This window comes from Streptomyces sp. SM18 (genome assembly GCF_002910775.2).
Lineage (GTDB): Bacteria > Actinomycetota > Actinomycetes > Streptomycetales > Streptomycetaceae > Streptomyces > Streptomyces halstedii.
Genome location: NZ_CP029342.1, coordinates 4,721,908 through 4,747,200, shown reverse-complemented (window position 1 = coordinate 4,747,200; position 25,293 = coordinate 4,721,908). Strand labels below are relative to the sequence as shown.

21 protein-coding genes are annotated in these 25,293 nt (G+C 72.5%); 8 read left to right on the top strand and 13 right to left on the bottom strand.

Features of this window, described 5'->3' with window-relative positions; all coding sequences use genetic code 11:
* Positions 1-3 precede the first annotated feature (3 nt).
* Positions 4-1,005 carry an acetylxylan esterase gene (locus tag B9S64_RS21620; RefSeq protein ID WP_103490530.1) on the bottom strand — a complete coding sequence of 334 codons (1,002 nt, stop codon included), beginning with the start codon at positions 1,003-1,005 and terminating at the stop codon, positions 4-6.
* A 251-nt stretch (positions 1,006-1,256) separates the two neighbouring features.
* Here B9S64_RS21620 and B9S64_RS21615 point away from each other — a divergent pair, with 251 nt between their 5' ends.
* The 5 genes from B9S64_RS21615 (at position 1,257) to B9S64_RS21595 (ending at position 7,512) form a co-directional block, all read left to right on the top strand.
* The gene (locus B9S64_RS21615; RefSeq protein ID WP_103490529.1) at positions 1,257-2,501 is read left to right on the top strand and encodes a sugar ABC transporter substrate-binding protein; all 1,245 of its coding nucleotides are present in this window, start codon (positions 1,257-1,259) and stop codon (positions 2,499-2,501) included.
* Between the two features lie 5 nt (positions 2,502-2,506).
* Positions 2,507-3,475 carry a carbohydrate ABC transporter permease gene (locus B9S64_RS21610; RefSeq protein ID WP_103490528.1) on the top strand — a complete coding sequence of 323 codons (969 nt, stop codon included), beginning with the start codon at positions 2,507-2,509 and terminating at the stop codon, positions 3,473-3,475.
* On the top strand, positions 3,472-4,338 hold the full coding sequence (locus B9S64_RS21605) for a carbohydrate ABC transporter permease (protein WP_103490527.1): 867 nt from the start codon (positions 3,472-3,474) through the stop codon (positions 4,336-4,338). Before B9S64_RS21610 ends, B9S64_RS21605 begins: the two co-directional genes overlap by 4 nt.
* A gap of 85 nt (positions 4,339-4,423) precedes the next feature.
* Positions 4,424-5,626: a glycoside hydrolase family 1 protein gene (locus B9S64_RS21600; RefSeq protein WP_103490526.1), complete on the top strand. Its 1,203-nt coding sequence runs from the start codon at positions 4,424-4,426 to the stop codon at positions 5,624-5,626.
* Between the two features lie 218 nt (positions 5,627-5,844).
* A complete protein-coding gene (locus B9S64_RS21595) occupies positions 5,845-7,512 on the top strand; it encodes a fibrillarin (RefSeq protein WP_109492087.1) in 1,668 nt (555 codons plus the stop codon).
* 171 nt (positions 7,513-7,683) lie between these two features.
* Here the strand turns inward: B9S64_RS21595 and B9S64_RS21590 are convergent, their stop codons facing one another.
* From B9S64_RS21590 to B9S64_RS21565, 6 genes are all read right to left on the bottom strand, one after another.
* Entirely contained in the window at positions 7,684-8,037 is a 354-nt protein-coding gene (locus B9S64_RS21590) for a VOC family protein (protein WP_103492619.1), read from the bottom strand.
* A gap of 43 nt (positions 8,038-8,080) precedes the next feature.
* Entirely contained in the window at positions 8,081-10,642 is a 2,562-nt protein-coding gene (locus tag B9S64_RS21585; RefSeq protein WP_103492668.1) for a SpoIIE family protein phosphatase, read from the bottom strand.
* A gap of 191 nt (positions 10,643-10,833) precedes the next feature.
* Positions 10,834-11,271, bottom strand: a complete 438-nt coding sequence (locus B9S64_RS21580; protein ID WP_028438965.1) for an ATP-binding protein — start codon at positions 11,269-11,271, stop codon at positions 10,834-10,836.
* A 185-nt stretch (positions 11,272-11,456) separates the two neighbouring features.
* Positions 11,457-11,858: an NUDIX domain-containing protein gene (locus tag B9S64_RS21575; RefSeq protein ID WP_103492620.1), complete on the bottom strand. Its 402-nt coding sequence runs from the start codon at positions 11,856-11,858 to the stop codon at positions 11,457-11,459.
* A 214-nt stretch (positions 11,859-12,072) separates the two neighbouring features.
* Positions 12,073-12,273, bottom strand: a complete 201-nt coding sequence (locus B9S64_RS21570; protein WP_103492621.1) for a hypothetical protein — start codon at positions 12,271-12,273, stop codon at positions 12,073-12,075.
* A gap of 796 nt (positions 12,274-13,069) precedes the next feature.
* Positions 13,070-13,822 (bottom strand): GntR family transcriptional regulator, encoded by a 753-nt coding sequence (locus B9S64_RS21565; RefSeq protein ID WP_028438968.1) that lies wholly within the window; start codon positions 13,820-13,822, stop codon positions 13,070-13,072.
* 288 nt (positions 13,823-14,110) lie between these two features.
* Between B9S64_RS21565 and B9S64_RS21560 the strand changes: the two genes are divergently transcribed.
* Positions 14,111-16,699, top strand: a complete 2,589-nt coding sequence (locus tag B9S64_RS21560; RefSeq protein ID WP_103492622.1) for a discoidin domain-containing protein — start codon at positions 14,111-14,113, stop codon at positions 16,697-16,699.
* 74 nt (positions 16,700-16,773) lie between these two features.
* Here the strand turns inward: B9S64_RS21560 and B9S64_RS21555 are convergent, their stop codons facing one another.
* The gene (locus B9S64_RS21555; protein WP_103492623.1) at positions 16,774-19,044 is read right to left on the bottom strand and encodes a DEAD/DEAH box helicase; all 2,271 of its coding nucleotides are present in this window, start codon (positions 19,042-19,044) and stop codon (positions 16,774-16,776) included.
* 147 nt (positions 19,045-19,191) lie between these two features.
* Here B9S64_RS21555 and B9S64_RS21550 point away from each other — a divergent pair, with 147 nt between their 5' ends.
* Positions 19,192-19,725 (top strand): hypothetical protein, encoded by a 534-nt coding sequence (locus tag B9S64_RS21550; protein WP_103492624.1) that lies wholly within the window; start codon positions 19,192-19,194, stop codon positions 19,723-19,725.
* Positions 19,726-19,842: 117 nt separating this feature from the next.
* Here B9S64_RS21550 and B9S64_RS21545 read toward each other — a convergent pair whose 3' ends face one another.
* From B9S64_RS21545 to B9S64_RS21520, 5 genes are all read right to left on the bottom strand, one after another.
* Positions 19,843-20,646: an ABC transporter permease gene (locus tag B9S64_RS21545; RefSeq protein WP_103492625.1), complete on the bottom strand. Its 804-nt coding sequence runs from the start codon at positions 20,644-20,646 to the stop codon at positions 19,843-19,845.
* Positions 20,643-21,638 (bottom strand): ATP-binding cassette domain-containing protein, encoded by a 996-nt coding sequence (locus tag B9S64_RS21540; RefSeq protein ID WP_374936092.1) that lies wholly within the window; start codon positions 21,636-21,638, stop codon positions 20,643-20,645. The genes B9S64_RS21545 and B9S64_RS21540 overlap by 4 nt, the downstream gene beginning before the upstream one ends.
* Before the next feature lie 89 nt (positions 21,639-21,727).
* Positions 21,728-22,579 carry a DUF4097 family beta strand repeat-containing protein gene (locus B9S64_RS21535; protein WP_103492627.1) on the bottom strand — a complete coding sequence of 284 codons (852 nt, stop codon included), beginning with the start codon at positions 22,577-22,579 and terminating at the stop codon, positions 21,728-21,730.
* A gap of 288 nt (positions 22,580-22,867) precedes the next feature.
* On the bottom strand, positions 22,868-23,401 hold the full coding sequence (locus B9S64_RS21530) for a toxin-antitoxin system HicB family antitoxin (RefSeq protein ID WP_103492628.1): 534 nt from the start codon (positions 23,399-23,401) through the stop codon (positions 22,868-22,870).
* 434 nt (positions 23,402-23,835) lie between these two features.
* The gene (locus tag B9S64_RS21520) at positions 23,836-24,171 is read right to left on the bottom strand and encodes a hypothetical protein (protein WP_103492630.1); all 336 of its coding nucleotides are present in this window, start codon (positions 24,169-24,171) and stop codon (positions 23,836-23,838) included.
* A gap of 148 nt (positions 24,172-24,319) precedes the next feature.
* Between B9S64_RS21520 and B9S64_RS21515 the strand changes: the two genes are divergently transcribed.
* A complete protein-coding gene (locus tag B9S64_RS21515; protein WP_103492631.1) occupies positions 24,320-25,081 on the top strand; it encodes an alpha/beta fold hydrolase in 762 nt (253 codons plus the stop codon).
* Positions 25,082-25,293 lie beyond the last annotated feature (212 nt).

The following is a 25,293-nucleotide window of genomic DNA, read 5'->3' as shown; positions in this document are numbered from 1 at the left end:
CCGTCACGCCCGGAGCCACTGCCCGAAGAAGCGTTCCCGGCGCCCGCGCAGCTCCGCCGACTCCTCGGCCTCGTCCGCGTACCGGAAGTGACCCGCGCGCAGCACCTGGAGTTCACGCGGGCCGGGCAGCGCGTTGTACACGGCGAACTGCCCCGGCGGCGGCACCGAGGGGTCGAAGAGCGCGGCGGCCACCAGTGTCGGCAGCTCCAGCCGGGCCGCGGCCGTGGCGGCGTCGAAGTAGCGCAGGACGTCCGTGACCGCCGGGTGCCCCCTGTGGTACGCCCGGACCGACTCCCCGCTGCCCGTGCAGGGCAGGGTGAGCCGCAGCGGGTGGTTGCCGAAGGTGGGGACGGTGAGCTGGGCGGCGGCGAAGCGCCCGTCCCAGGGCAGGGCGAGCGCGCCGAGACCGCCCCCGAAGCTCTCCCCCAGATATCCGAGGCCCGCTCCGGCCACCTGCGGCAGCAGTTCACCGAGCGCGGAGGCCGCGCACCACAGGTCGGCCACGCATCCGCCGATGACATAGGTGTCGCGCGAGGTGATGCCGTGCAGGACGTGTGAGGCCGCGTCGCCCGGGACATCGGGCAGCGAACCGCGTGTCCCCATGCCGCGGACGCAGGGCAGGATCGCGGCGGAACGGGGCAGCGGCAGCGGGAGTTCGGGCGCCGCGGCGTCCCGCCCGCCGTAGCCGTGGCCGATGACGAAGCCGTGTTCGGCGGGGCCGTCCACGGGCAGCGCCAGCCAGCCGCCGAGGCGTACGCCGCCCACGGAGGTGAAGGACACGCCGTGCAGCCGGACCCCGTCCCGCTCGTCCTCCGCCGGGCCGATCTCCGGCGCGGTGTCGACCGCCCTGGCCTCGGCGTACCGGGCGGACCAGAAGTCCGCGAAGTCCTCGGGCGCGGCGGGCGCCGGTATCCGCAGCAGCCCGTCGAGCCCGTAGCCGTGGGCCGGGTCGAAGGGGAAATCGTGGGCGAGGGGGCCGGGCGTGGCGGGGGAACGCGGCGTCATGGCAGGACAGTAACGGGCTCGCCGGTCGCGCCGGACCGCTCGCCGACCGCCCCGGACAAGCGGAATCGGTCACATCCACTTCAAATACGCAAACGGCGTGCTTACGGTGCGACGAGCGCATCCCCCGATGTCGGGCACGTTGCACGAGTGTGACCCAGCACCCCCTTGCGGATGACCGGGAGGCTGCTCCACAGTGATGTATGCGCTTACAGGCAGCGCATACATCCGGATTGCTCAAGGAGGAGCCCTCCATGTCCCGCACCGCCAGAACCGTCTCTTCCGCCGTCGCGGTCGCGCTCGCCCTCGGCCTCTCGGCCTGTGGCGGCTCCGGGGGCGACGACGTCGCCGCGGACGCGAAGCAGACGCTCACCGTCTGGGCCATGGGGGCCGAGGGCGAGAAGCTCGCGGATGTGGCGAAGGAGTACGAGAAGGACCACCCCCACATCACCGTGAAGGTGACCCCGGTCGGCTGGGACGTCGCGCACCAGAAGCTGGTCTCCGCCGCGGCGGCCGGCACCCTGCCGGACGTGGCGCAGATGGGCGGGAGCTACATGGGCGAGTTCGCCGAGCTCGGCGTCCTGGAGCCGGTCGACACCGGGCGGTTCGACGAGAAGGACTTCTTCCCGGCCGGCTGGAAGCAGGGCGAGGTGGACGGCACCGCGTACGGCGTGCCGTGGTACGTCGACACCCGGGTCCTCTACTACCGCACCGACCTCGCGGAGAAGGCGGGCGTCGACAAGGCGCCCACCGACTGGAAGGAGATGCGGGAGCTGGCCACCGCGTACCAGAAGGAGGCGGGCACCAAGTGGGGCCTGTCGATCCAGCCCAGCGGCCTGGACACGGTGCAGAACTTCTACTCCTTCCTCTACTCGGCCGGCGGCGCGATCGTCGACGACAAGGGCGAGGCCGTCATCGACAGCCCCGAGGCCGTCCGGGCGCTGGAGGAGTACGGCTCGTACTTCGACAAGGGCCTCGCCAACAAGTCCGTGCCGCCCGGTTACGACGTCGTCAAGGACTTCGGCAACGGCCGGGTCCCGATGTTCTTCGGCGGCCCCTGGCACGTCACCCTGCTGAACGAGGGCCAGCCGCAGATCAAGGGCAAGTGGGCCGTGGCCCCGGTCCCCGCCGACAAGACCTCCGCCTCCATGGCGGGCGGCTCCTCCCTGGTGGTCTCCAAGGACAGCGAACACAAGGCCGCCGCGACGGAGTTCATCAGCTACCTCACCGGCACCGAGGGCCAGGCCGACTGGTACGAGCGCACCAAGGACCTCCCCGCGAACACCGCGGCCTGGGACTCCGGCAAGCTCGCCGACGACGCGGACCTCCAGGTGTTCAAGCAGCAGATGGACACCGCCCAGTCCTCGCCGTCCCTGGCCAAGTGGACGGAGATCACCGACAAGGTCGACCAGGCCATAGCGAAGGTGACACAGGGCAAGGCCTCCGCCCAGGACGCGCTGAAGACCGCGCAGTCCGAGATCGAAGGCCTCGTGAAGTAGGAGCCATGAGCACCACGACCTCTCGGCCACCGGCGCGGCCGGACTCGACGCGGGGCGGCCCCGGGCCCTCCCTGAGCCGGCCGCGCCGCGGGAAGCTGGGCGTGCAGAACGCGGCGGGGTGGCTGTTCTCCACCCCCTTCCTCGTCCTGTTCACCGTCTTCATGGCGTTCCCGATCCTCGCCACGCTGCTGATGAGCTTCACGGACTTCGGGCTGCGCAACGTCACGCGTCCCTGGGAAGCGCGCTTCATCGGCTTCGACAACTACGTCCAGCTGTTCGGCGACGAGAAGTTCCTGAAGTCGCTTTTCAACACCGCGTACTTCGTCGTGGTCGGCGTCCCGCTGACCATCGCCCTCGGGCTGGTCGTCGCCGTCCTGCTGAACAACGGCATCGACCGGGCCAGGACCTTCTTCCGGGTCGGTTTCTACGCCCCGGTGGTCACCACCATCGTGGCCGTCGCCGTGGTGTGGCGCTTCGTGCTCGACCCGAGCGACGGGCTCGTCGCGGGCCTCTTCTCCGAAGTGGGCCTGACCGCACCGGACTTCCTCGGTTCGGAGGCGCTGGCCATGCCCTCGATGATCGCGATGGCGGTGTGGCGCAACGTCGGCACGGTCATGGTGCTCTTCATCGCCGGGCTCCAGGCTGTCCCGACCGAGGTCCGGGAGGCCGCGCGGCTCGACGGTGCCGGTATGTGGCAGGAGTTCCGGGGCATCACCGTCCCGCTGCTGCGGCCGACCCTGCTCTACGCCACCGTCATCACCACCATCGGCTACCTCAACGTGTTCGAGGAACCGTTCGTGATGACCCAGGGCGGCCCCTCGGACTCCACCCTGACCGTCTCGCTGAACATGTACCGCGAGGGCTTCAACTTCTTCCACATGGGCTACGCGAGTGCCATGGCCTACGTCCTCTTCGTGGTGATCATGGGCATCACGGTGCTCCAGCTCCGACTGCTGAAGGACAACACGAAATGACCGTCGGCCGAGCACCCGGTGCCGAAGCGCCGGCGAACTCCCGTGACCTGAAACGCCCTCTGGTCTACGTCCTGCTCTCGCTGGGCCTGCTGATCATGTCGGCGCCCTTCCTCTGGATGGCCCTGTCGTCCTTCAAGACGCCGAGCGACCTCGCGGCCAGTCCGCCGGTGTGGCTCCCCACCGAATGGACCCTGGACAACTTCCGGGACCTGCTGGGCAAGCTGGACCTGCCGCTCTACTTCATGAACTCCGTGATCGTGGCGGTGCTGGTCACCGTCTCGAACCTGGTGTTCTGCTCCATGCTCGGCTACGCGCTGGCCAAGCTGAGGTTCGTCGGCCGCGACAAGATCTTCGGGCTGGTCCTGGGCGCCCTGATGGTGCCCGGGAACCTGATGCTGCTGCCGCTGTTCGTCCTGATGAGCAAGCTCCACCTGATCGACTCGTACGCCGGTCTGGTGCTGCCCTTCGCCGCCGGGGCCTTCGGGGTCTTCCTGATGCGGCAGTTCATGCAGTCCATCCCCGACGAGCTGCTGGAGGCGGCCCGGATGGACGGCGCCGGCGAGTGGTACATCTTCTGGCGCATCGTCATGCCGCTGGTCAAGCCCGCGCTCGCGACGCTGTCGATCTTCACCTTCCTCGGTTCCTGGAACAACTTCGTCTGGCCGCTCATCGCGACCAACGACCCGGACAAGTACACGCTGCCGGTCGCCCTGGCGACCTTCGCCACCGACCCGAACAAGGCGGGCGGCTCCAACGGCATGCTGATGGCCGGGGCCTTCCTGGTCGTCCTGCCGGTGCTGGTCCTCTTCATCGCCCTGCAGCGGCACTTCACCCAGGGCATCGCCACGGCGGGCATGAAGTAGCCCGCCCCGCCCGCCCTTCGCACCGCACGGGCCGCACCCCACCCGCGGCCGCACCCCACCCCCGCACGAAGAGAGACATTCCGCGATGACGCACACCCCGGTCCCGTTCCCCGACGGCTTCCTGTGGGGGGCCTCCACGGCCGCCCACCAGATCGAGGGCAACAACACCGACTCCGACTGGTGGGTGAAGGAGCACACGGCCGGCACCCACATCCAGGAGCCCAGCCTCGACGCCTGCGACAGCTACCACCGCTGGCGCGAGGACATGGACCTGCTGGCCGGGCTCGGCTTCACCGACTACCGCTTCTCCGTCGAGTGGGCGCGCGTCGAGCCGGTCGAGGGCCGATTCTCCCGGGCGGAGCTGGCGCACTACCGCCGGATGGTCGAGGGCGCGATCGCCCGCGGCCTGCGCCCCATGGTCACCCTGCACCACTTCACGGTGCCGCAGTGGTTCGAGGAGCGCGGCGGCTGGACCGCCGAGGGCGCCACCGAGCTGTTCGCCCGGTACGTCGCGGCCTGCGCGCCCGTGATCTCCGAAGGCGTCAGCCACGTCTGCACGATCAACGAGCCGAACATGATCGCGGTCATGGCCGGCCAGGCCAAGCGCGGCGACATCGGCTTCCCGCCCGCCGGGCTGCCCACCCCGGACGACGAGACCACCCAGGCGGTCATCGCCGCCCACCACGCGGCCGTCAAGGAGATCCGGGCCCTGGACGCCGGTATCCAGGTCGGCTGGACCATCGCCAACCAGGTCTACCAGGCACGCCCCGGCGCCGAGGCCGTCACCGCCGCCTACCGGCAGCCGCGCGAGGACGTCTTCATCGAGGCCGCCCGGGGCGACGACTGGATCGGTGTGCAGTCCTACACCCGCACCGAGATCGGCCCCGACGGCCCGGTCCCGGCGGCCGAGGGCGTCGAGCGGACCCTGACGCAGTGGGAGTACTACCCGGCGGCGGTGGGCCACGCGCTGCGCCACACCGCCGAGGTCATCGGCCCGGACATGCCGCTGATCGTCACGGAGAACGGCATCGCCACCGCCGACGACACCCGCCGTGTCGACTACTACACCGGCGCGCTCGACGAGGTCGCCGCCGCGATCCAGGACGGCCTGAACGTCCAGGGCTACCTGGCGTGGAGCGCCCTGGACAACTACGAGTGGGGCTCGTTCGCCCCAACCTTCGGCCTGATCGCCGTGGACCGGGAGACGTTCGAGCGGACCGCCCGGCCCTCCGCGCGGTGGCTCGGCTCCCTGGGCCGCTCCCGCGAACTGCCCCGCACGTCCCGCTGAGCCGGGCCCCCAGGACCGGGAGCACCTGACCGCTCCCTCCGGTACGGGAGCCGCCGCCACCTGACGGGGCGGCGGCTCCCGTACACGTGTCCGGACCGGGTCGTGCCCCGCCTCACCCGCGCGCCCCGCACCTCGGGCCCGCCCCGCCCGGTCGTCCCGCGCAACGGATTCGGCCCGCGCGGTCGCGCACCGGGCGGGGCGGACATACCCTCCCCCATGTGACAGCGCCCGCGAGCCGTGACCGGTCCTGTCGGCCCTCGACGCCCGGCAGGTTCCTCCTGGCCGGGCCCGTGGCGTGGTACGGGCTCGCCCTGTCCACGGCGTACGGTGCGCGGGCCGGGGATCCGGGGCCGGCCGACGGTTCCGTCAGCGGTGGCACCGACAACCTGGCCGTACCGCTGGCCGTGGTGGCCGTCGTCCTCGCGGTGGCCGCGTTCACCTGGGCCCGCCGCAGGCGGCGTACGACGACCCGCACCACCCCGGCGGTGACCGTGTGGGGCGGCCCCCACCCCGGAGCGGCCGAGCCGGGGATGTCGCCCGCGCTCGACGCCAGGTCCCGGGCGGACCTCGTGGACACCGACGACGCCGTCCGTACCAGCGAGGAGGAGCTGGACTTCGCAGTCGCCCGGCACGGACAGGCGGCGGCCCCCTTCACCGAGGCGGTCGCGTACGCCAGGGCCGAGCTGGCCAAAGCCTTCCGGTCGCGTCAGCGGCTGGACGACGCCTTCCCGGAGGACGGGGCGGAGGGCCGCCGTGTGCTGGACGAGATCATCCGCCGCTGCGCCGACGCGAACGCGCGCCTGGACGCCGTCTCCGGTGACTTCGACCGGCTGCGCGCCCTGGAACGAGAGGCGCCCGAGGCGGTGGCCGGGGCCGAGGCCGCGTTCCGTGACCTCCTCGACCGGATGCCCGCGGCGGAGGCGGCGCTCGACGGCATGCGCGAGCGGTACGCCCCGTCCGCGTACGCGCCCGTGGCCGGGAGCATCGGGCAGGCCCAGGACCGGCTGGTCTTCGCGACGTCGAGCCTCAACCAGGCGCGTCAGGCGGTGGACGCCGGCCGCCACCCCGAGGCCGCGGTCCACCTGCGGGCCGCCGAAGGGGCCGTCACGCAGGCGCGCGTCCTGGTGGACGGGGTGGAGCGGAGGGCCGCCGAGCTGGCCGAGGCGGCGGAGCGGCTGCCGGACGCGCTCACCGGGGCGGAGACGGACCTGACCGACGCCGGAGCGCTGCTGAAGGGGTCCGCGGACGACGTGCCGGGCGGGGTCGCGCGGGCCGAGGAGGCGCTCGGGGAGGTCCGCGCGAACACGGCGTCCGGCCCGTCGGACCCGATCGACGCCCTCCACGAGGTGGTGGAGGCGGGTGCCGCGCTGGACGGGGTGCTCGCGGGGATACGGGGGCCCGAGCGCGGCGACGAGCGGACGCGGGCACTCCTGGAACAGTCGTCGCTCACCGCGCGCTCGGCGCTCGGCGTCGCCACGGACTTCGTGGGCACGCACCGGGGGGCGGTCGGCGACCAGGCCCGTACGCGGCTGGCGGAAGCGGGGCGCCACTGGGAGCGGGCCCTGGAGCGTGCGGCGGCGGACGACCCCCGGGGGGCGCTGCCCGAGGCCCGGCAGGCGGAGGCGCTGGCGGTGCGGGCGCTGGACCTGGCCGAGCGGGACGTGCGCGCGTACCAGGAACGGCGGGGGCCCGGCGATCCGGGGATCGGGGGCGGGGTGGGCGGAGCCGTGCTGGGCGGCATCGTCCTGGGCGGTGTGTTCGGCGAGGGGGCGGGCGGCCACGGCGGTGAGCTGGGCGGGGGCCCCGGCGCGGGAGGGTTCCCCGGCGGACCGGGCAGCTTCGGCGGCGGCGCGACCCGTGGGCGGCGGGGCGGCGGGCGGGTCTGAGCGTCGGCCGGGTGGCGGGGCCGGAGCCGAACCGCCGCCGGGGCCGGGACACGGATCAGCGCTCTCGGGCCCGGCGTCCCGGGCCCCGCGCCGCCGAGGGGCCGGGCCGGCGACGGCCGGCGGTGGGTCAGCGGTGGGTCAACCGTGCCCCGCCCGTGCGTCAGCGGTGGGTCAGTGGGTCACGTGGGTCAGCACGTTGACGACCCGGCCCTCGGGGTCGCGTACGAAAAACCTCCGCACCCCCCACTCCTCGTCCCGCAGGGAGTGCACGATCTCCGCCCCGCTGTCCCGCACGGCCGCGTAGACCGCGTCCACGTCGTCCACCTCGACGCTCAGGTCGGCGTGGACGGGCGCGGTCGCGTCCTCGGTGATGAAGCTGACCTGTGCGGCCGGCTCGGCCGGGGAGGCGACGGTCGAGATCCATCCCAGGTCCATGACCTGGTCGAAGCCCAGCAGACCGTAGAACTCCCGGTTCTCCGGCGGAGCCTGGGTACGGAAGTTGGGTACGACACGGCGAACGGCCATCAACGGCTCCTGGTTGCGGGGCAGGTGTGTTCCTGAGGGTCCATCAGTACATGCTCAGCAGTTGCTCGACGGAGAGTTCGCGGCCCGGCTCGCCGTCCGGCAGCGCGAGTTCGAACCAGACCGTCTTGCCGCGCGGGGTGCGACGAGAGCCCCAGGCGGCGCTGAGCAGTCCGACCAGTTGCAGCCCGCGCCCGCCCTCGTCGGTGTCGCGGGCCCGCCGCCGCCGGGGCTGGACCAGGCCCGCGTCCCAGACCTCGCAGACGAGGGTGCGGTCGCGCAGCAGCCGGAGCCGGACCTCCCCCTCGCCGTAGCGGAGGGCGTTGGTGACGAGTTCGCTGACGAGCAGTTCCGTGGTGTCCACCAGGTCGCCCAGGCCCCACTCCAGGAGCCGGCTCCTGGCCAGTTCGCGGGCGCGGGCCACCGAGCGGGGGTTGCGCGGCAGCACCCAGTCGCCCACGGCCTCCGCGGGCAGCCCCTGGACACGGGCCATCAGCAGCGCGATGTCGTCCTCACCGTGCCGGGTGTCGAGCGTGCTCAGCAGGTGGTCGCAGACGTCTTCGAGGGGCTGTGACGGTTCGGCCAGGGAGCGGCGCAGTGAGTCCAGTCCCTCGTCGAGCGGGTGGTCACGGGACTCCACGAGTCCGTCGGTGTACAGCGCGAGGAGGGCACCCTCCTTCAGCTCCACCTCGACCTCCTCGAAGGGCTCGCCGCCCACGCCGAGCGGCATGCCGGGGGGCACGTCGAGCAGCAGGGCCGGTTCGCCGGGCTCGACCACGACGGGCGGGAGGTGCCCGGCGTTGGCGAAGGTGCAGCGCCGGGTGACGGGGTCGTAGACGGCGTAGACGCAGGTCGCCAGATAGACCTCGGAGAGGTCCGCCTCGCGGGACTTGTGCGCGGCCCGGCCCGGCCACTGGACGCCGCCGCCGAAGCCGTCGCCACGGTCGCCGCCGCCCGGGGTGCCGAGGCCGCGGGCGACCTCGTCCAGGGCGGCGAGCACCTCGCCGGGTTCCAGGTCCAGCAGGGCCAGGGTGCGGACGGCGGTGCGCAGTTCGCCCATGGCGACGGCCGCCCGCAGTCCGCGGCCCATCACGTCGCCGACGACCAGCGCCGTGCGGTGGCCGGGGAGTTCGATCACGTCGAACCAGTCGCCGCCCACCTCGGTGGCGGTGTTGCCGGGGAGGTAGCGGCAGGCGATGTCAAGGCCCGCGGCCTCCGGGTCGCCGGGCGGCAGCAGGCTGCGCTGGAGGATCAGCGCCCGCTCGTGCTCACGGCGGTAGAGGCGGGCGTTGTCGATACAGACGGCGGCGCGCCCCGCCAGCTCGGTGGCCAGGACGCGGTCCCGCTCGCCGAAGGGTTCGCTGCCCTTGGTGCGGGAGAACTGGACGAGGCCGACGACGATGTCGTGCGCGACCATCGGCACGGCGAGGGTGGAGTGGACGAAACCCGGCTCGTCGCCGGGCACGTCCGTCACCCGGCCCTCCCGCAGGGCCACCGCGCACGGCGAGCGGAACGGGTAGCGGTGTACGGACCCGAGCGCGGGCCCTCCCATGTCCCCGCCCCGGGCGGCGTCCCCCGCCACCATGCCGGGCAGCACGTCGGACACGGCACTGGCGTGGGCCACCCGCCGCAGCTCGGCCGACCCGCTGCCGGATTCCCGGTGGCGGCGGCCCCAGCTGCCGGGCGCGGCCTCGTCGCCGGTGAGCAGGCCCTCGTACAGGTCGACGGAGGCCAGGTCGCAGAAGCCGGGGACGGCGACGTCGAGCAGTTCGCGGGCGGTGGTCTCCAGGTCGAGGGAGTTGCCGATGCGTGCGCTGGCCTCGTTGAGCAGGGCGAGGTTGCGCCGGGCGCTGGCCGCCTCGCGGGCGGCGATGTGCCGTTGGGTGACGTCGGTGGCGAGCCCGGCGACGCCGACGGGCCGGCCGGAGCCGCTGTGCACCCGGTAGAGGTTCATGGACCAGTGGCGCCGGCCGAGGGAGCCGGGCGTGGTGCCGGTGAGCTGGAGGTCGGTGACGGAGTCGCCCGTGTCCAGGACGCGCTTGAGCGTGGCCGAGAGCCGGTCGGCCTCGGGGCGGGCCAGATAGTCGTCGACCGTGCGGCCCCGGTGGTCGTCGGCCTCGCCGCCGAAGACCGTGGCGAACCGCTGGTTGGCCCGCTCGACGGTGAAGTCGGTGCCGAAGAGCACGAACGCGAACGGCGATTGACCGAATATCGCCTGCGAGGCCGCGAGGTCGGTCTCGATCTGCCGCAAGGCGCGTACGTCCACGACGATGCAGAGCGCGGCGCGTTCGCCGGTGCCCGTCTCGCTCGGCATGACGTAGACCTCGGCGAGGCCGCGCGCCCCGTTCTCACCGGGCATCCGGAACGGGACCAGGCCCGTCCACTCCTTGCCGTCGAGGATCTCGCGGACCCGCCGCCGGGCGTCGGAACGCAGCTCGGACGGCATGAACGCCTCGACCGGGTCTCTGCCCAGCACCTCGTCGGGTTCCAGGCCGAACAGGCCGGCGGCCCGTCGGCTCCACTGCTCGATCAGGCCGTCGGCCCCGATCGAGAAGGAGGCGACCCTGATGTAGTCATAAATCGAGCCAGGCGGGCTGCTCTGCCACATGACGTCGCCCGCTGTCCCCGGTATCTCGCTCACGCGACCGTCCCCTCCAGCTCACACACCGGACCGGTCCTGCCCGCAGTATTCAGTACTACGGCCCCGAGCGGCACGGCGTTCACGATCACAGCACGGTCTCAGTCCCTTTCGGCCGGACGCACCGGGCCCGGTGATCGCTTTTGCGTCCCCTCCCTCTCCTAACCAGGCAGAGCGAGCTCGAACCACACCGTCTTGCCGCACTTTCCGCGCCGAGTGCCCCAGCGACGTGCGGAACAGGCCACGAGCTGGAGTCCGCGCCCGCCCTCGTCCTCGGGTCCGGCCGTACGTTCGGTGGGCGGATCCGGAAGCGGATCGGAGACTTCCACCAGCAGGCCCTGCCCCGGCGCCACGGCGTGCGGGCTGTCGCCGTCGGGGTGCGGCCGCGTCACACGGACCCCGATCGGGCCGGGTGTATAACGCAGCGAATTGGTCACCAGCTCACTGACGAGCAGCACGGCGAGGTCACCCACCACCACGTCGAGGTCCCAGGTGTGCAATGCGTCACGTACGGCGTGCCTGGCGCTGCGCACGGACCCCGGACGCGCCGGAAAGTTCCACACGGCGCAGTCGCCTTCGGTCTCGGTCACGCCGATCACTTCCCAGGGGCCGGCATCGGGGGAGCAGCCCCTCACGAAAAGGGGCTCATCAGCCCATACCCTATATTTCGCGCACCTATCGCGCGGGCTGGTCCGCGGTGGGCGCGGCACCGGTGGGTGCGGGCGGGGCGGGCGGGGCGCGCGCAGGGGCGGCCTGAACGGCGCGGGCGCGGTCGGAGCCGGGCTCAGAGCAGTTCGCCCGAGGCCTTGAGGTCGTCGAAGAGCAGCTGGTCGACGGGGGGTACCCGGGGCCGGTCGGCGTACGAGAACCAGGCCACCTCGTCGATCTCGCTGCTGGCGGCCAGGGTGCCGCGGTATTCGCCGTAGTAGCAGCTCATGCGGACCAGCACGCCGTCCGGATGGCCATGGGCCTGCGCCTCGTAGGTGCCCGCGTGCGTGACGCTCGACGGGACGACGGCGACCGTCAGCTCCTCCTCGACCTCGCGCAGCAGCGTCTCCAGGTCGCTCTCGCCGCTCTCCCGCTTGCCGCCGGGGATGTAGAAGACGTCCTTGCCCCGTGGCCGGGCGCAGAGGATCCTGCCGCTCTCCACCCGCACCCATGCCACCGTGTCGATCAGGACCGACATCACTCCGCCTTCGTTCACACACCCCGGTCAGCCGGGACCCTACCGGCAGCCCGCGCCCGCCCCGCCGTCCGGGCCCGTACGGGCGGGTACGAGCACGTACGCGCGCGGGGCGGTCGGTCAGTCGGGCGGGCGGGCGGCGGGAAGGTGGACGGGTCAGGGCGTGAGGACGCGGCCCGGCGCGTCGGGGGCGCGTGCCCGTGGGCGGCCCCGGGTGTCAGGGGTGTGCGCTCTGGCCCGCGCGTTCCACCCAGTAGAGCTGCTTGTGACCGTGGCGGTCCAGGCCGTCCGCGATCTGCTGCGCCTCGTCCCGCGTCGCGTACCGGCCCACGCGGTACCGGTTGCCGTTGTCGTCCTGCCTGATCACCAGCCAGGGAAGTACCGCGCCGCCGTCGGTCATCGCGCCTCTTCCCCGCATGTCGCCCCTCTCCCTACTGGCATGCACGTCTCTAAGGATCCCCAGGAAACCGCAGTACGCATATGCCCGAGCGTACGCCTGACCTTTACGCAGAGGATGCATGTTTGCACAAAGAGGTACGCATCCGGCCATCGGGAAGGGGGCGCACTTCAGTGAATGCGCCCCCTCGCAGCCCCCGCCGGCCTGTAGTTCCCGGCCGGAGGGGCGTGACCGGGGGGCGGCAGCACCGTCGGCGTGCGCCTGTTCGCGGCAGAGGTCCCGCCCTCCGCACCCACCGGACGGGCCCAGCACACGGAGCGGGCCTGCCGGGGACGGGCGGGGCAGGCAGATCGGACCGCGTGTCATCGGAGTTGGCCCGAGGGGGCGGATCGGGGCCGGGCTGAGGGCCGGGGCCGGGCTGAGGGCCGGGGCCAGGGAGCCGGGCCGGGGGCAGCGGCCGGACCGAGGCCGGAGAGCAGCAGGCCGAGGGACGAACGGAGGCCAGAAGGCCCGGCCGGGGCGGTGCCGGAAGGGCGGGGCGGGACCGGAAGGGCGGGCCGAGGCCGGAAGGCCGAGCCGGGGCCGGAACGCCGAGCCGGGGGCCTGAGGGCAGCGGGCAGCCCCCACCGGCCGCACACATGACACGCCGTCACGAGCCGCCCACCCGAAGCCCACCCGGCGCCCGAAGGAGGCGCATCGGGATGGCGGCCCGCCCTCGCCCCTACCGGACCGCCACCCACGCACGGCTGCCCGACCGCCGCGCAGTCACCGGGGCCGCGGCAGCCGATCGTTCACCGGGGCTGCCGCACCCGGCCGTTCACCGGACCGGCAGGTGATAGGTGACCCGGTACCGGTCGGCGGGCACCACCACGTCGGCCGTCTCCACCGCCCGCCCCGAGGCGTAGTACGTGCGCCCGACGACCATCACCACATGTCCGGGCACACCGCCGAGCGCCAGGAGCTCCTCCGCCAGCCCCGGGCGCGCGCCGACCTCCTCGACCACGTTGTCCACGACGACGTCGATGGCCGCCATCCGCTCGACCACTCCGCAGCCGCCCAACGGCCCCTCCTCCGGGAGCATCACGGGCGTCCGCCCCGTGACCGCCAGCGGCTCCCAGGACGTGGAGAGCATCATCGGCTCCCCCGCCTCACGGAAGAGGTACCGGGTGCGCATCACCCGGTCACCGGGCTCGATGCCGAGGCGCCCGGCGATCTCGGCGCTCGCCTCCTCCTGCGCGCTGCTCGACTCCCAGGTCCCCCGCACCCCCTCTGCCGCCTGCTCCTGCCGGAACGGGTCGGCGCCCCCCTCCCTGCGGTAACCGGAGCGGGCGATGGGGCGCGGGACGGGGCGCTCGCGCACATAGGTGCCCGAGCCGGAACGCCCTTCGACGAGCCCCTCGGCCATCAGCACCTTCCGCGCCTCCAGCGCGACGGTGTCCGAGACCCCGTAGACCTGGCGGATGCGCGCCTGGGACGGCAGGCGCGTATGAGGCGGCAGCGCGCCGTTGACGATCTTCTCCCTGAGATCGCTCGCCACGCGCAGATAGGCGGGCTGCTCACCGAAGGACACAGGCCACTCCCAACAGGTTGACAGACAGCAACAGCGTGACAACCCTCGGTTGGGCACCGCAAGCACGGGCCAGAGTTTCACTCGAAGTGATGATTTCCCGTCGACCAGCGCATACCGCGTCCGGACGGCGGTGGGCGCTCCCGCCCGGCTCACACCGGAAGCCGTACGGACGCCCGGCCCTGAGCCGACGTCACCCCCCGCCGCCCGACCGCAGTCACCGCCCCGGCCGCCGTCGCCGCCCGCGCGCCGCAACCGCACGCGCGCCACCGGCTTCCCTACCTTCGTACGGTGAGCCTCACGCGCATCTCTCTTCTCACGTCCCTGGTCGCGGTCGCGCTGGCCGCACCGCTGCCCCCGCTCTCGTACGCCTCCGCTCCCGGGTCCCCGTCACCGGTGTGCGGCCGGACCGGCGCCCCGGACCCGTCGTGGGCACCGGCCTCCACCTCCTTCGGGGAGGCCGAGGGCTACGACCCCTACGTCGGCAACGGCTATCTCGGCCACCGCGTGCCCGCCACCGGCGCCGGATACGCCGCGACCGGCCAGAAGACGGGGTGGCCCCTCTACACCCCGCGCTACGACGGCGCCTTCGTCTCCGGCCTCTACGGCCGGGACCCGGATCTCGCGGAGGGCAGGGAGGTGATCGCCGCCCTGCCGAGCTGGACCACCCTGGACGTCCGGGTCGGCTCGGAGACGTACGGCACCGAAACCCCCGCCGGCCACATCTCGCGCTACCGCCAGACCGTGCACCTGCGCTGCGGTGTCGTGGTCACCTCACTGCGCTGGACCACCGCAGACGGCCGTGCCACCGATCTGACGTACGAGGTCCTCACCGACCGCTCCGATGTACACGCCGGTGCGGTACGCCTGCGGATGACTCCGCACTGGAACGGTACGGCGACGGTGACCGGACGACTGGACGAACGGGGCGCGCGCCGGCTCACGCTCGGGGACGACGGCACCTTCCGCACGCTCGGCACCGGCACGCGCGGGGCGATCGTCCAGGCGGGCACCGGCAAGGGCGCCCACACCACCGAGGTCGCCTCCGGACGCTCGTACACCTTCGAGAAGTACGTCGGTGTGGACACCGCCCTCACCTCCCGAGACCCGCTCGCGTCCGCCCGCGCCACCGCCCGGCGGGCGGAGCTGCGCGGGTGGTCCGGTGTCCTGGCGGACAACGCGGCGGCCTGGCGGACGGCCTGGTCGTCCGACATCGCCGTACCCGGCAGCGCGGACCTCACCGCCTGGCTGCGGGCCGCCCAGTACGGGCTGCTCGCCAACACCCGTACCGGTTCCTCGGACGGACTCGCCCCGGCCGGGCTGACCAGCGACGCCTACGCGGGCATGGTGTTCTGGGACGCCGAGACCTGGATGTACCCGGGGCTGCTGGCCACCCGCCCCGAGCTGGCCCGTTCGGTGGTCGAGTACCGCTACCGCACCCGCCACGCGGCCCGCGCCAACGCCGAACAGCTGGGCTACAAGGGCCTGTTCTACCCGTGGACGAGCGCGAGCCGGGGCCGCCTCGACTCCGAGTGCCAGAGCTGGGACCCGCCGCACTGCCTGACCCAGAACCACCTCCAGGGCGATGTGTCGCTGGCCGTCTGGCAGTACTACCTCGCCACCGGCGACCGCGACTGGCTGGCCGAGCGCGGCTGGCCGCTGCTGAAGGGCATCGCCGACTTCTGGGAGTCGCGTGCCACCGCGAACCCGGACGGCAGCTACTCCGTCGAGAACGTCGCGGGCCCCGACGAGTACAGCAACGGCGTGGACGACGGGGTGTTCACCAACGCGGGTGCCGCCACCGCCCTGCGCAACGCCACCCGCGCCGCCGGACTCCTGGGCGAGAGCGCCCCCGCCGGATGGACCAGGGTCGCAGACGGACTCCGCGTCCCGTACGACGCCGGGCGGAAGCTCTTCCTCCAGTACGCCGGGTACAACGGCTCGACCATCAAGCAGGCCGACACCGTGCTGCTGACGTACCCGCTGGAATGGCCGATGCCGGACGGCGCCGCCGCCGCGACCCTCGACTTCTACGCCGCCCGCACCGATCCGGACGGGCCCGCCATGACGGACTCGGTGCACGCGATCGACGCGGCGGCCATCGGGGAGCCGGGCTGCTCCACGTACACCTATCTCCAGCGCTCCGTACGCCCGTTCACGCGCGGTCCGTACCACCTGTTCTCCGAGGCGCGCGGCGAGAAGTCCGGCGCCGAGGACCCACTGTCCGGCTTTCCCGCCGAGGACTTCCTCACCGGGAAGGGCGGCTTCCTCCAGGTGTTCACGCACGGCCTGACCGGGCTCCGGCTGCGTGAGGACGGGGTGCGGCTCGATCCGCTGCTGCCCCCGCAGCTGTCCGGGGGCGTGGAGCTGACCGGCCTGCGCTTCCGGGGAAGCACGTACGACGTCTCCCTCGGCGCCCGGACGACCACGGTACGGCTGACGGACGGCGCGCCGTTCACGGTCCACACCCCGGCGGGGCCGCGCAGGCTGACCGGCACCCTCACGCTGCCCACCCGCCGGCCCGACCTGACCCCGACACCGGACGCGGCGCGTTGCCGCCCGGCGACGGCCACCTCCGAGGCGCCGGGGCTGTACGCGGCGGCCGCCGTGGACGGCAGCCCGACGACGGCCTGGTCGCCCCAGGGCGGCACGGGGACGCTGACGGTGGACCTGGGCCGGGTGGTGCGGGTCGCCGAGATCACCCCCGCGTGGGCGGACACCGCACCGGCCTCGTACACCGTCGAGACCTCGCCCGACGGCCGGACCTGGCGGCCCTTCCGAGCCGGGGAGACGGCGCGGGAGGTGCGGATGACGGTCACCTCTGACGATCCGGAGAAGCCGGCGGGGGTGACCGAACTGACCGTGGGGGCGGACGGCTGACCGTCGGGACGGACGGCTGACCGTCGGGAGGGACGGCTGACCGTGGGTGGCGGGGAGTCCGGCCGGTCCACCCGTCACGCTCCCGTGGCGGACTCCGGCGCGGTCTCGGGTGCGGGCTCCGTGGTGGGCTCCGGTGCGGTCTCCGGTGCGGGCTCCGTGGCAGGCCGCTCCGGCGTGGACGGCGACCGGGGCACGCCCAGACGCGTCTGCTCCTCCTCGACGATGCGCCGGGCCAGCGTCATGTCCGAGATGTCCATGGCGTCCGGGGTGGACTCCGCGACCACGCTGCGGCGGGCGTACGCGTCGAACAGGCGGGACTTGTTCTCCAGCATCGCCACCAGCCGCTCGTCCACCCCGCCCGTCGCGAGCAGCCGGTACACCTGGACCGAGCGGACCTGTCCCATGCGGTGCGCCCGCGCCACCGCCTGGTGCTCGACGGTCGGTTTGAGCTGGGGCTCGCAGAGGACGACGACGGACGCCGCCTGCATGTTGAGACCCACGCCCCCGGCCTCGATCTGAGCCAGCATCACCGCGTGGCCGGGAGCGTCGGTGAAGTCGTCGACGAGTTGCTGCCGGCGCGTGGGCGACACGTTCCCCGCGATCGGGCCGAACAGCCGCCCGTCCGCCCGCTCCCGCCCCTCCCCCAGCGCGTCCCCCACGACCGCCAGGACGTCCCGGAACGTGGAGAACACCACCACCTTCAGCCCGTTGGCGGCGGCGTCGGCGACGATCTCCCGCAGCCGGTGCAGCTTGGCCGACTGCTCCGGTCGCGCGTACGCGGCCCGGCGCATCGCCATGAAGTTGCCGGCCAGCACGGCCTCCCGGTAGGCCTCCTCGTCCGACGCGCTCAGCTCCTCCCAGTCGTCCGTGCGCTGGAGCGCGGGCAGTTCGGTCAGCACGTCCTTCTGGTTGCGGCGCAGGTATACGGGGGCGACCGCCTTCCGGAAGGCGACCGATCCGGCCACCGACTCACGGTCGCCGATGGTCTCCGCGAGAGCGGGCCGGAGCACGGCCACCAGGCTGCGGAACTCCGAGACCCGGTTCTCCATCGGGGTTCCGGTGAGGAAGACGACCCGTTCGCAGCGCTCCGCCCACTCGGCCACCGCCACGGAACGGCGGGCGAGCGGGTTCTTCACATAGTGGGCCTCGTCGACCACGAGCAGGCCCAGCTCACCGTCTTCGGGTGCGGAGAAGCCCCGCAGAGCTTCGAAGGTGGTCACCCCGACGCCGCCACGCTCCTGCCAGTCGGCGAACGCGTCCCACCGGTCCGGCCCGTGCAGCGCGGTGACCCGCAGCGTGCTCCGCCTGTCGATCTCCCGCGTCCAGTTGATCAGTACCCCGGCCGGGCAGACGACGAGGAAACGGGTCTGTCCCTCGGCCGCGAGGTGCGCCAGGACGGCGATGGCCTGGATGGTCTTGCCGAGCCCCATCTCGTCACCGAGGATCACCCGCCGCTGCGCGAGGGCGAACCGCGCGCCGAACGCCTGGTAGCCACGCAGGGAGACCCTGCGGTGCGTGTCGTGGAGGGTCTGGTCCCTGACCCCTTCGGCCACCTCGTCCGGCAGGAAGCCCTCGGCGGCGGCCGGGTCGGGACGACGGTCCGACGCCTCGGCGAGCAGGCTGTAGTACTCGGCGGACCGCAGCTCGAAGTCGACCAGGGCCGCGACCTCGTCCGCGGGGCCGCGCAGGAGGTCCACCGATGCCTGGGCGAACATCTCCGGTACGCCGTCCCGGTCGGCCCGCTCGGTCAGCTCCCGGATCTCGGCGACGGCCTCCCTCGCCCGCTCGCGCCGGTCCTTTCCGGCGACGAGCAGGCGCAGCCGTCCGGAGGCGGGTTTGGCGTCCGAGGCCAGCGGACCGAGCCGGTCCGCCAGCGCCTGGGCGGCGTCCACCGCGCGCCGCGCCTCGGGCCCGGCCTCCACCAGCAGGTGCAGGGCGACCACGAGCGCGGAGGTCCCCGGATCGACGCGGTCGGGATCGATGCGGACGGCGACGCTCTCCCGGACGGCGTCGGATATCTGCCGGGCGGCCGCGATGGTCTGCGCCGCGGTCTGCTGCCCGACCCCGGGGATCTGCCGCAAGCGGTACGGTCCGGCGTCGAGCACCTGCCGTACCGTCCGGAAGCCGCCCTTCTCGACCTCCGCGAGCCGCAGTCTGCCCTCGGTGACGTCCTTCAGCCGGGCCACGGGGATGGCGTCCAGCTCCTTCTCCGCCAGGCCGTCGTGGATCGGCCGCAGCGCCGCGCGCACCGCCTCGACGGCCCGCGTGTGGTCGGCCACCAGCGCCCGCGCCGTCCCGAGCAGCCGCCCACCCCGGACGACCGCCTCCCGGTCACTCCGCCCCATCGCTCCCCCGGCCCCTCGCGTACGTCCCCGCATCCTTCCACCTCACGGGTTGGGGGAGGGAACGGTGCCCGGCAGGCCCGGGTCGGTTCAGGTCGGATCGGATCGTGGGGTCTTGTCACGCCCTGCTCCGCCGCCACACTGTGGCGCGTGACTCCTACGACGGAGCTGACCCGGAAGGTCCTGACGAACCGCGGTTTCAGCGGATGGGTCCCTTTCGCGGGCCTGGGCGACAGCGACATTCCGAGGGCGGCCGGTGTCTACGTGGTCCTCCGGCCGGATACGTCCGCCCCGGTCTTCCGACCCAGCAGTCCGGCCGGGCATTTCAAGGGGCGGGACCCGTCGGTGGCCGCCGATGTGCTGGCCGCCGCATGGGTGGACACGGCCACGGTCTTGTACGTCGGCAAGGCGTCGGCGGGCAAGGAGGGCCGGCGCGGTCTGCGCAAACGGCTCGACGAGTACCGACGGCACGGCTCGGGCCAGGCCGTGGGCCACTGGGGCGGGCGTTACATCTGGCAGTTGGAGGACTCGGCCTCCCTGCTGGTCGCGTGGTGTCCGACACAGCCCGACCAGGACCCGGGCCAGGCGGAGTTCGAACTGATCGCGGAGTTCGTTGCAGCGTACGGAGTACGGCCGTTCGCCAACCGGAACAGGGGCACCGCCACGGCCGGTCCCGTGTCCTAGCGAGGCGGGCGCGGCCGCTCATCCCCCGGGTGCGGTGGTCAGGTGCCGTTCTCGGGCGTTCCGGCGCCCCGTACGCCCGGTGCGGGGTGATCCGGCGCCCCGTACCCCTGGCGCGGTTCAGCGGTGCGCGTCGCGGTCGAAGAGGGAGCGCGACCAGAGGTACCCGGCCAGTCCGATCCCCACGCACCAGGCGAGCGCGATCCAGGCGTCCTGGCCGACCGGGGATCCGGTGAGCAGCCCGCGCACCGTCTCGATCATCGGGGTGAAGGGCTGGAACTCGGCGAACCAGCGGAGTCCCGGGGACATCGAGTCGGCCGGCACGAACGCGGAGCCGACGAACGGCATGAACTGGATGATCAGCGGCTTGTTGCTCGCCGACTCGACCGTCTTCGAGATCAGGCCGAGGGCGACCGATAGCCAGGTCAGCGAGAAGGCGATGGCGGTCAGCAGGCCGGCCGCCGCCGCCCACTCCAGCACGTTCGCGTTCGGCCGGAAACCGACGGCCAGGGCGACCGCGACGACGAACACCACGCTCACCATGGTCTGTACGACGCTGCCCAGCACATGCCCCGTCATGAACGAGGAACGGGCGATGTTCATGGTGCGGAAGCGGTTGATGATGCCGGTGGTCATGTCCGAACAGACCGAGATCGACGTCGCCATGGAGCCCGCGGCGACGGCCATGATCACGATGCCCGGGGTCAGGTACTCCAAGTAGGCCTCCCGGCCGACCCGCCCGCCACCGGTCCCCGCCCCGATACCCGCACCGATCGAGCCCCCGAAGGCGTACACGAAGAGCAGCAGCATCATCACGGGGAGGAGGGCCGAGCCCAGCGACACCGACGGATAGCGGATCGCGTGTTTCAGGTTCCGGCGCAGCATGGTCGCCGAGTCGTGCACGACGTAGGTGAGGGTGCTCATCGCAGGGTCTCCTTCACGTGGAGCAGGCTGTAGGCCGCCCCGTCGCTGGTCAGGGCGAGAAAGACGTCGTCGAGGTCGGGGGTGTGCACGGACAGGTCCGCGGCGCGTACGCCGGTCGCGTCGAGCCGGTCGAGGAGGGCGCGCAGGGTTGCGACGCCCCCCTCACCCGCGACGCGCAGGGCCAGGGCCTCCTCGTCACGCGCCGCCCCGGGGAACGCCTCGGCCGCCCGTTCGTAGGCGTCGGCGTCGGTGAACCGCAGGCGCACATGGCTGCCGGGGATGCGCGCCTTCAGCTCGTCGGCGGTGCCCTCGGCCACGATGCGACCGCGGTCGAGGACGGCGATGCGGTCCGCGAGCTGGTCGGCCTCCTCCAGGTACTGCGTGGTGAGGAAGACGGTGACTCCTCCGGCGACCAGCGAGCGCACGGTCTCCCACATGGTGCGGCGGCTGCGCGGGTCGAGTCCGGTCGTCGGCTCGTCAAGGAAGATCACCTTGGGGTCGCCGACCAGTGTCATGGCGAGATCGAGCCGGCGCCGCATCCCGCCGGAAAAGGTCGCGGCGCGTGTGTCGGCCACGTCCGCGATCCCGAAACGCGCGAGCAGTTCCCCGGCGCGTGCGCGCCCTTCGGCCTTGCCGAGCCGCAGCAGGTCGGCCATGAGGAGCAGGTTCTCCCTGGCCGTGAGGAGGTCGTCGAGCGCGACGAACTGTCCGGTGACCCCGATCGCGGCGCGTACTCCGTGCGGCGAGGAGGTGAGGTCGTGGCCCGCGACCTGGGCCTGGCCGCCGTCGGCCGTGATGAGGGTGGAGAGGATCTGCACGGTGGTGGTCTTGCCGGCGCCGTTCGGTCCGAGCAGCGCGAAGACGGTACCGGCCGGGATGCGCAGGTCGATGCCGTCGAGGACGGTCTTGTCGCCGTAGGACTTGCGCAGTCCGAGTACGGAGACGGCGTACTCCGGCGGACGGTCGTCCGCGGTGTGACTAGACATGGGCATGACAGATGACGTCATGGTGCTCTCCCGTTCCGGGTGAAGTGAGGTCAAGGGCGGTCAGCAGGGCCGTGGGCCCGGGGCGAGAGGGTCGGTCAGCCCCGGGGCGCGGCGCGGTGGATGCCGATGTTGCCGAAGCGGGTACGGGCCCGGACCTCGATCGTGTCCTCGGCACCGTCCGGACTGTCGGACGCGGTCAGCGCGTTGTGCACGGTCCCGAAGCCGGATCCGAGGTCGAGCCAGGCGGCGGTCCCCGCGCGGACGCCGATGTCGATGGCACCGTACGAGGTCTCCAACTGGACGGATCCCCGTGTGACTTCGGCCAGACGCAGGGCCCCGTACGCGGTGGTCGCGGCGACGGAGCCCTCGGCGCGCTCGACGATGATGTCACCGTTGGCCCCACTGATCCGCAGGTCGCCGGTGGAGCGGCCGACGGTGGTGGTGCCGTGCGAGTTCTTCAGGACCGCGACGCCGTCGAGCGTGCCGATGCGCATGCTGCCCGAGCTCGTGCTGATGTCGGCGGGGCCTTCCACGCGGTCCACGGCGATGAACCCGTGGGACGCGTCGAGACGCAGCGCCCCGGTCACCCCGAGCCGGACGTCGCCTGCCGAGGTCTTCACGCGCACCTCACCGAGGCGCCCGTCGCCGCGCACCTCGGCCCACGCGCCGGTCACCTCGACATCGGAACCCGCGGGAAGGTCGACCACGATGTCGACGCATCCGGCGCGCCCGAAGAGGTTGCGCTGCTTCGGCATCCTGATGTGCAGCATGCCGCCGGTGCAGGTGACCTCGGTCTGCTTGGCGGCGCGCACGTCCAGCTCCTTCTCCGGATCGCGGGGCCGCACCTCCACGACCGTGTCGCTCCGGTCGGCCGCGGCGAAATGGATGGAACCGGCGCTCACCTGGGCGGTCGCCGAGATCGGTTCGGGAGTGTCGAAGGAAGGCATGACTGTCCCGTCTCAAGGGGTCGTGTGGGGCGTCCCGCACTGAACGGGACGTGCTGGGGCCGGGCCCGCCGGTGGGGCTTGGCGCGGTGAAGTGGTGCGGCGTTCCGGTGTGCGGTGGTGCGGTGCTCGGTGTCCCGGCGTTCCGGTGTTCCGGCGTTCCGGTGTTCCGGCGTTCCGGTGGGACGTGGAACGGTCGAACAGGCTGCCGCGGGGACACGTGCGGTCGAGCAGCCGGATGCGGGAGGCGGCGTGCGGTCGGTCGGTCGGTCGGTCCCGGTTCGGGAACGGTCAGCGCACCCAGCCCGTGAACGTCTGTCCGCCGCCACGGGTCTTCTGTGCCGTACGAGGCCGAGCACCGCCCGTGTCGACGGCCGCCGACACGGCACGTACCAGCCATGCGTTGACCGACAACCCCTCCCTGCTCGCGGCCTCCTCGGCCCGCGCCTTGAGGTGTGCGGGCAGACGCAGGTTGACCCGGGCGGTAGCTCCGTCTTCCGTATCGCCGGAAGCCGGAGCCAGGGGCGGCGCCGTCGCCGGCTCGCCCTGCGCGCCGCCCGCCACGTCGAACGTTCCGCCGCCCGGCGGCAGCGTCACCACGAAGTCGGGATCGAGCCCGCGAAGCCGAACGTCGACGAACCCGGGAGCGAGGTCACGGGTGATCTCGCTCATCGCGGCGGAGAGTACGTTGAGCATGGTCAGGCGAGCCGCCGACTCCAGGGGGGCCGTGAGCCGCTCGGCCAGCTCACGGGCTTCGTCCCCTCCTGCTTCGGCGGCCACCGCGAGTTCACGGCGGAGCGTTTCGACATAGGGCGTGAGGTCCATGACGCCATCATGGCACCACTATGGCGCCACCTGCAACCACCTCATCGACGCGGCGACCACCAGGCAGCCCACTCTGACGACCTGACCTGCGCAAACACCGCCCGGATCACACCATGGGCAAGGCACAACCGAAACCACCGACCGCCACACCAGGCACCACCCTGGCACCTCATGGCACCACCTGGCGCCACCTGGCACAGAGTGGCGCCACCACGACACCACACGGTGGCGCGGCCACTCCGCGCAGATCAGCGGCAGTCCGCCGGTGACCAGTGCGGCGCCGGAGGCTTCCGCCGGATCCGGCCCGGTCGCCCTCCCCACCTCGGCGGAATTCAGCGGCACGTCAATCCGCAGGGAACACGTCCACGTCCGGGGCGAGCAGGCCATCCGCCGACGAGGCCGCCCCTCGCAGGGCAGACGCGGCAGGCCGTCTCTCAGCCTTCCGAGGGTCCGACCGGGCCGGCTGTCCGGGCGCCTGAGTCCTTGCGCGCCGACAGCAGGAACAGGACCGCACCGGCGGCCATGAAGCCAATGCCGATGTTCATGCAGATCATGACCGTCTCGAACGAGGCGTCGGCGATCCGGGGGACGCCGTTGGCGAGCATGAACGCGTAGACGCACAGCACACCGTAGGCGCGAAGCCGCATCCCGGCCTGCCGCCTGCGCATCCACGGCGGATTCCACCCCGCCAGTATCGCCACCGGCAGCGGCAGCATGAGCGCCGTGGAAATAGTCAGCGCTACCCAGTAGTACAGCGGATTGCCGTTCACCCTTACCCCCTCGTAGACGATCAGCAGCCTACGGAGGGCCGGCGAGGCCCGTCCATGCCGAACGCCCGGCCGTCCGGCGGCTGCTAGGCGGGGCAGCGCGTCACCAATGGGGAGGCGCTTCGAGCAACCGCTGCGTAGGGTCAGCCGGATGACGCTCTCTCATGATGTGGCCGGAGACGGTCCCGTGCTGGTGCTGTTGCATTCCGGGGTGTGTGACCGGCGGATGTGGGACGCCCAGTGGCCGGCCCTGATCGACCCCGGATACCGGCTGGTGCGCTGTGATCTCCGGGGCTTCGGTGAGACCCCGGCGCCGGACCGGCCCCACAGCGACGCCGAGGACGTGCTGGCCCTTCTGGACGGTCTGGGCATCGCGCGGGCGGCAGTGGTCGGGTCCTCGTACGGCGGGCAGGTCGCCTTGGAGATCGCCGCACGGCGGCCGGACCGGGTGAGCGCCATGGTTCTGCTGTGCCCCGCCCTGCCTGGGCATGAGCCTTCCGCCGAACTGCGTGCGCTCGGGGAACGCGAGGAAGCGCTGATCGAGGCGGGGGACATCGTCGGCGCGACGGAACTGATGGTCGACACCTGGCTTGGCCCGGACGCCGACGATTCCGCCCGCGAGGCGGTACGCCAGATGCAGCGGCACGCCTTCGAAGTGCAGCTCGCCGCCGAGGAGTTCGAGACCGACGAGGCCGTGGTCGATCTGACGGTGATTCAAGCGCCCTGCCTCGTTCTGTCGGGCGCATACGATCTCGCGGACTTCCGACAGATCGCTGACCGACTGCCGCACCTGCTCGCCAACGCCGACCATGTCGAACTGCCCTGGGCAGGCCACCTTCCCAGCCTGGAACGACCGTCGGCCGTCACCGACCTGTTGACCGGCTTTCTCAAGGAGAGGGTCCCTGTCGGTTGAGTCTGGGGAGGGTGCGGGAACGTTACCGTCGCCGGGGGTGACCTACCTCCGGTTCACCGCGATACGCCGGGCACCTTCCCCGTGAAAGCGCCGGGGCATAGCGCGAGACGACGGGGCCGGCCTCCTCCCGGCGCGAGGTCCCGACCTGGTGCAGGAACTCGACTTGTTCAGCTCTCCGCCTCAACTCGGCGACAAGGGCCGTCAATTGCGTG

Bases quoted from the DNA above. Each gene is read 5' to 3' on its own strand.
- B9S64_RS21555 (WP_103492623.1), bottom strand. From the start codon at position 19,044: ATGGGGCGGAGTGACCGGGAGGCGGTCGTCCGGGGTGGGCGGCTGCTC.
- B9S64_RS21515 (WP_103492631.1), top strand. From the start codon at position 24,320: ATGACGCTCTCTCATGATGTGGCCGGAGACGGTCCCGTGCTGGTGCTG.
- B9S64_RS21575 (WP_103492620.1), bottom strand. From the start codon at position 11,858: ATGTCGGTCCTGATCGACACGGTGGCATGGGTGCGGGTGGAGAGCGGC.
- B9S64_RS21620 (WP_103490530.1), bottom strand. From the start codon at position 1,005: ATGACGCCGCGTTCCCCCGCCACGCCCGGCCCCCTCGCCCACGATTTC.
- B9S64_RS21605 (WP_103490527.1), top strand. From the start codon at position 3,472: ATGACCGTCGGCCGAGCACCCGGTGCCGAAGCGCCGGCGAACTCCCGT.
- B9S64_RS21545 (WP_103492625.1), bottom strand. From the start codon at position 20,646: ATGAGCACCCTCACCTACGTCGTGCACGACTCGGCGACCATGCTGCGC.
- B9S64_RS21600 (WP_103490526.1), top strand. From the start codon at position 4,424: ATGACGCACACCCCGGTCCCGTTCCCCGACGGCTTCCTGTGGGGGGCC.
- B9S64_RS21540 (WP_374936092.1), bottom strand. From the start codon at position 21,638: ATGCCCATGTCTAGTCACACCGCGGACGACCGTCCGCCGGAGTACGCC.
- B9S64_RS21585 (WP_103492668.1), bottom strand. From the start codon at position 10,642: ATGTGGCAGAGCAGCCCGCCTGGCTCGATTTATGACTACATCAGGGTC.
- B9S64_RS21590 (WP_103492619.1), bottom strand. From the start codon at position 8,037: ATGGCCGTTCGCCGTGTCGTACCCAACTTCCGTACCCAGGCTCCGCCG.
- B9S64_RS21610 (WP_103490528.1), top strand. From the start codon at position 2,507: ATGAGCACCACGACCTCTCGGCCACCGGCGCGGCCGGACTCGACGCGG.
- B9S64_RS21615 (WP_103490529.1), top strand. From the start codon at position 1,257: ATGTCCCGCACCGCCAGAACCGTCTCTTCCGCCGTCGCGGTCGCGCTC.
- B9S64_RS21570 (WP_103492621.1), bottom strand. From the start codon at position 12,273: ATGCGGGGAAGAGGCGCGATGACCGACGGCGGCGCGGTACTTCCCTGG.
- B9S64_RS21535 (WP_103492627.1), bottom strand. From the start codon at position 22,579: ATGCCTTCCTTCGACACTCCCGAACCGATCTCGGCGACCGCCCAGGTG.
- B9S64_RS21530 (WP_103492628.1), bottom strand. From the start codon at position 23,401: ATGGACCTCACGCCCTATGTCGAAACGCTCCGCCGTGAACTCGCGGTG.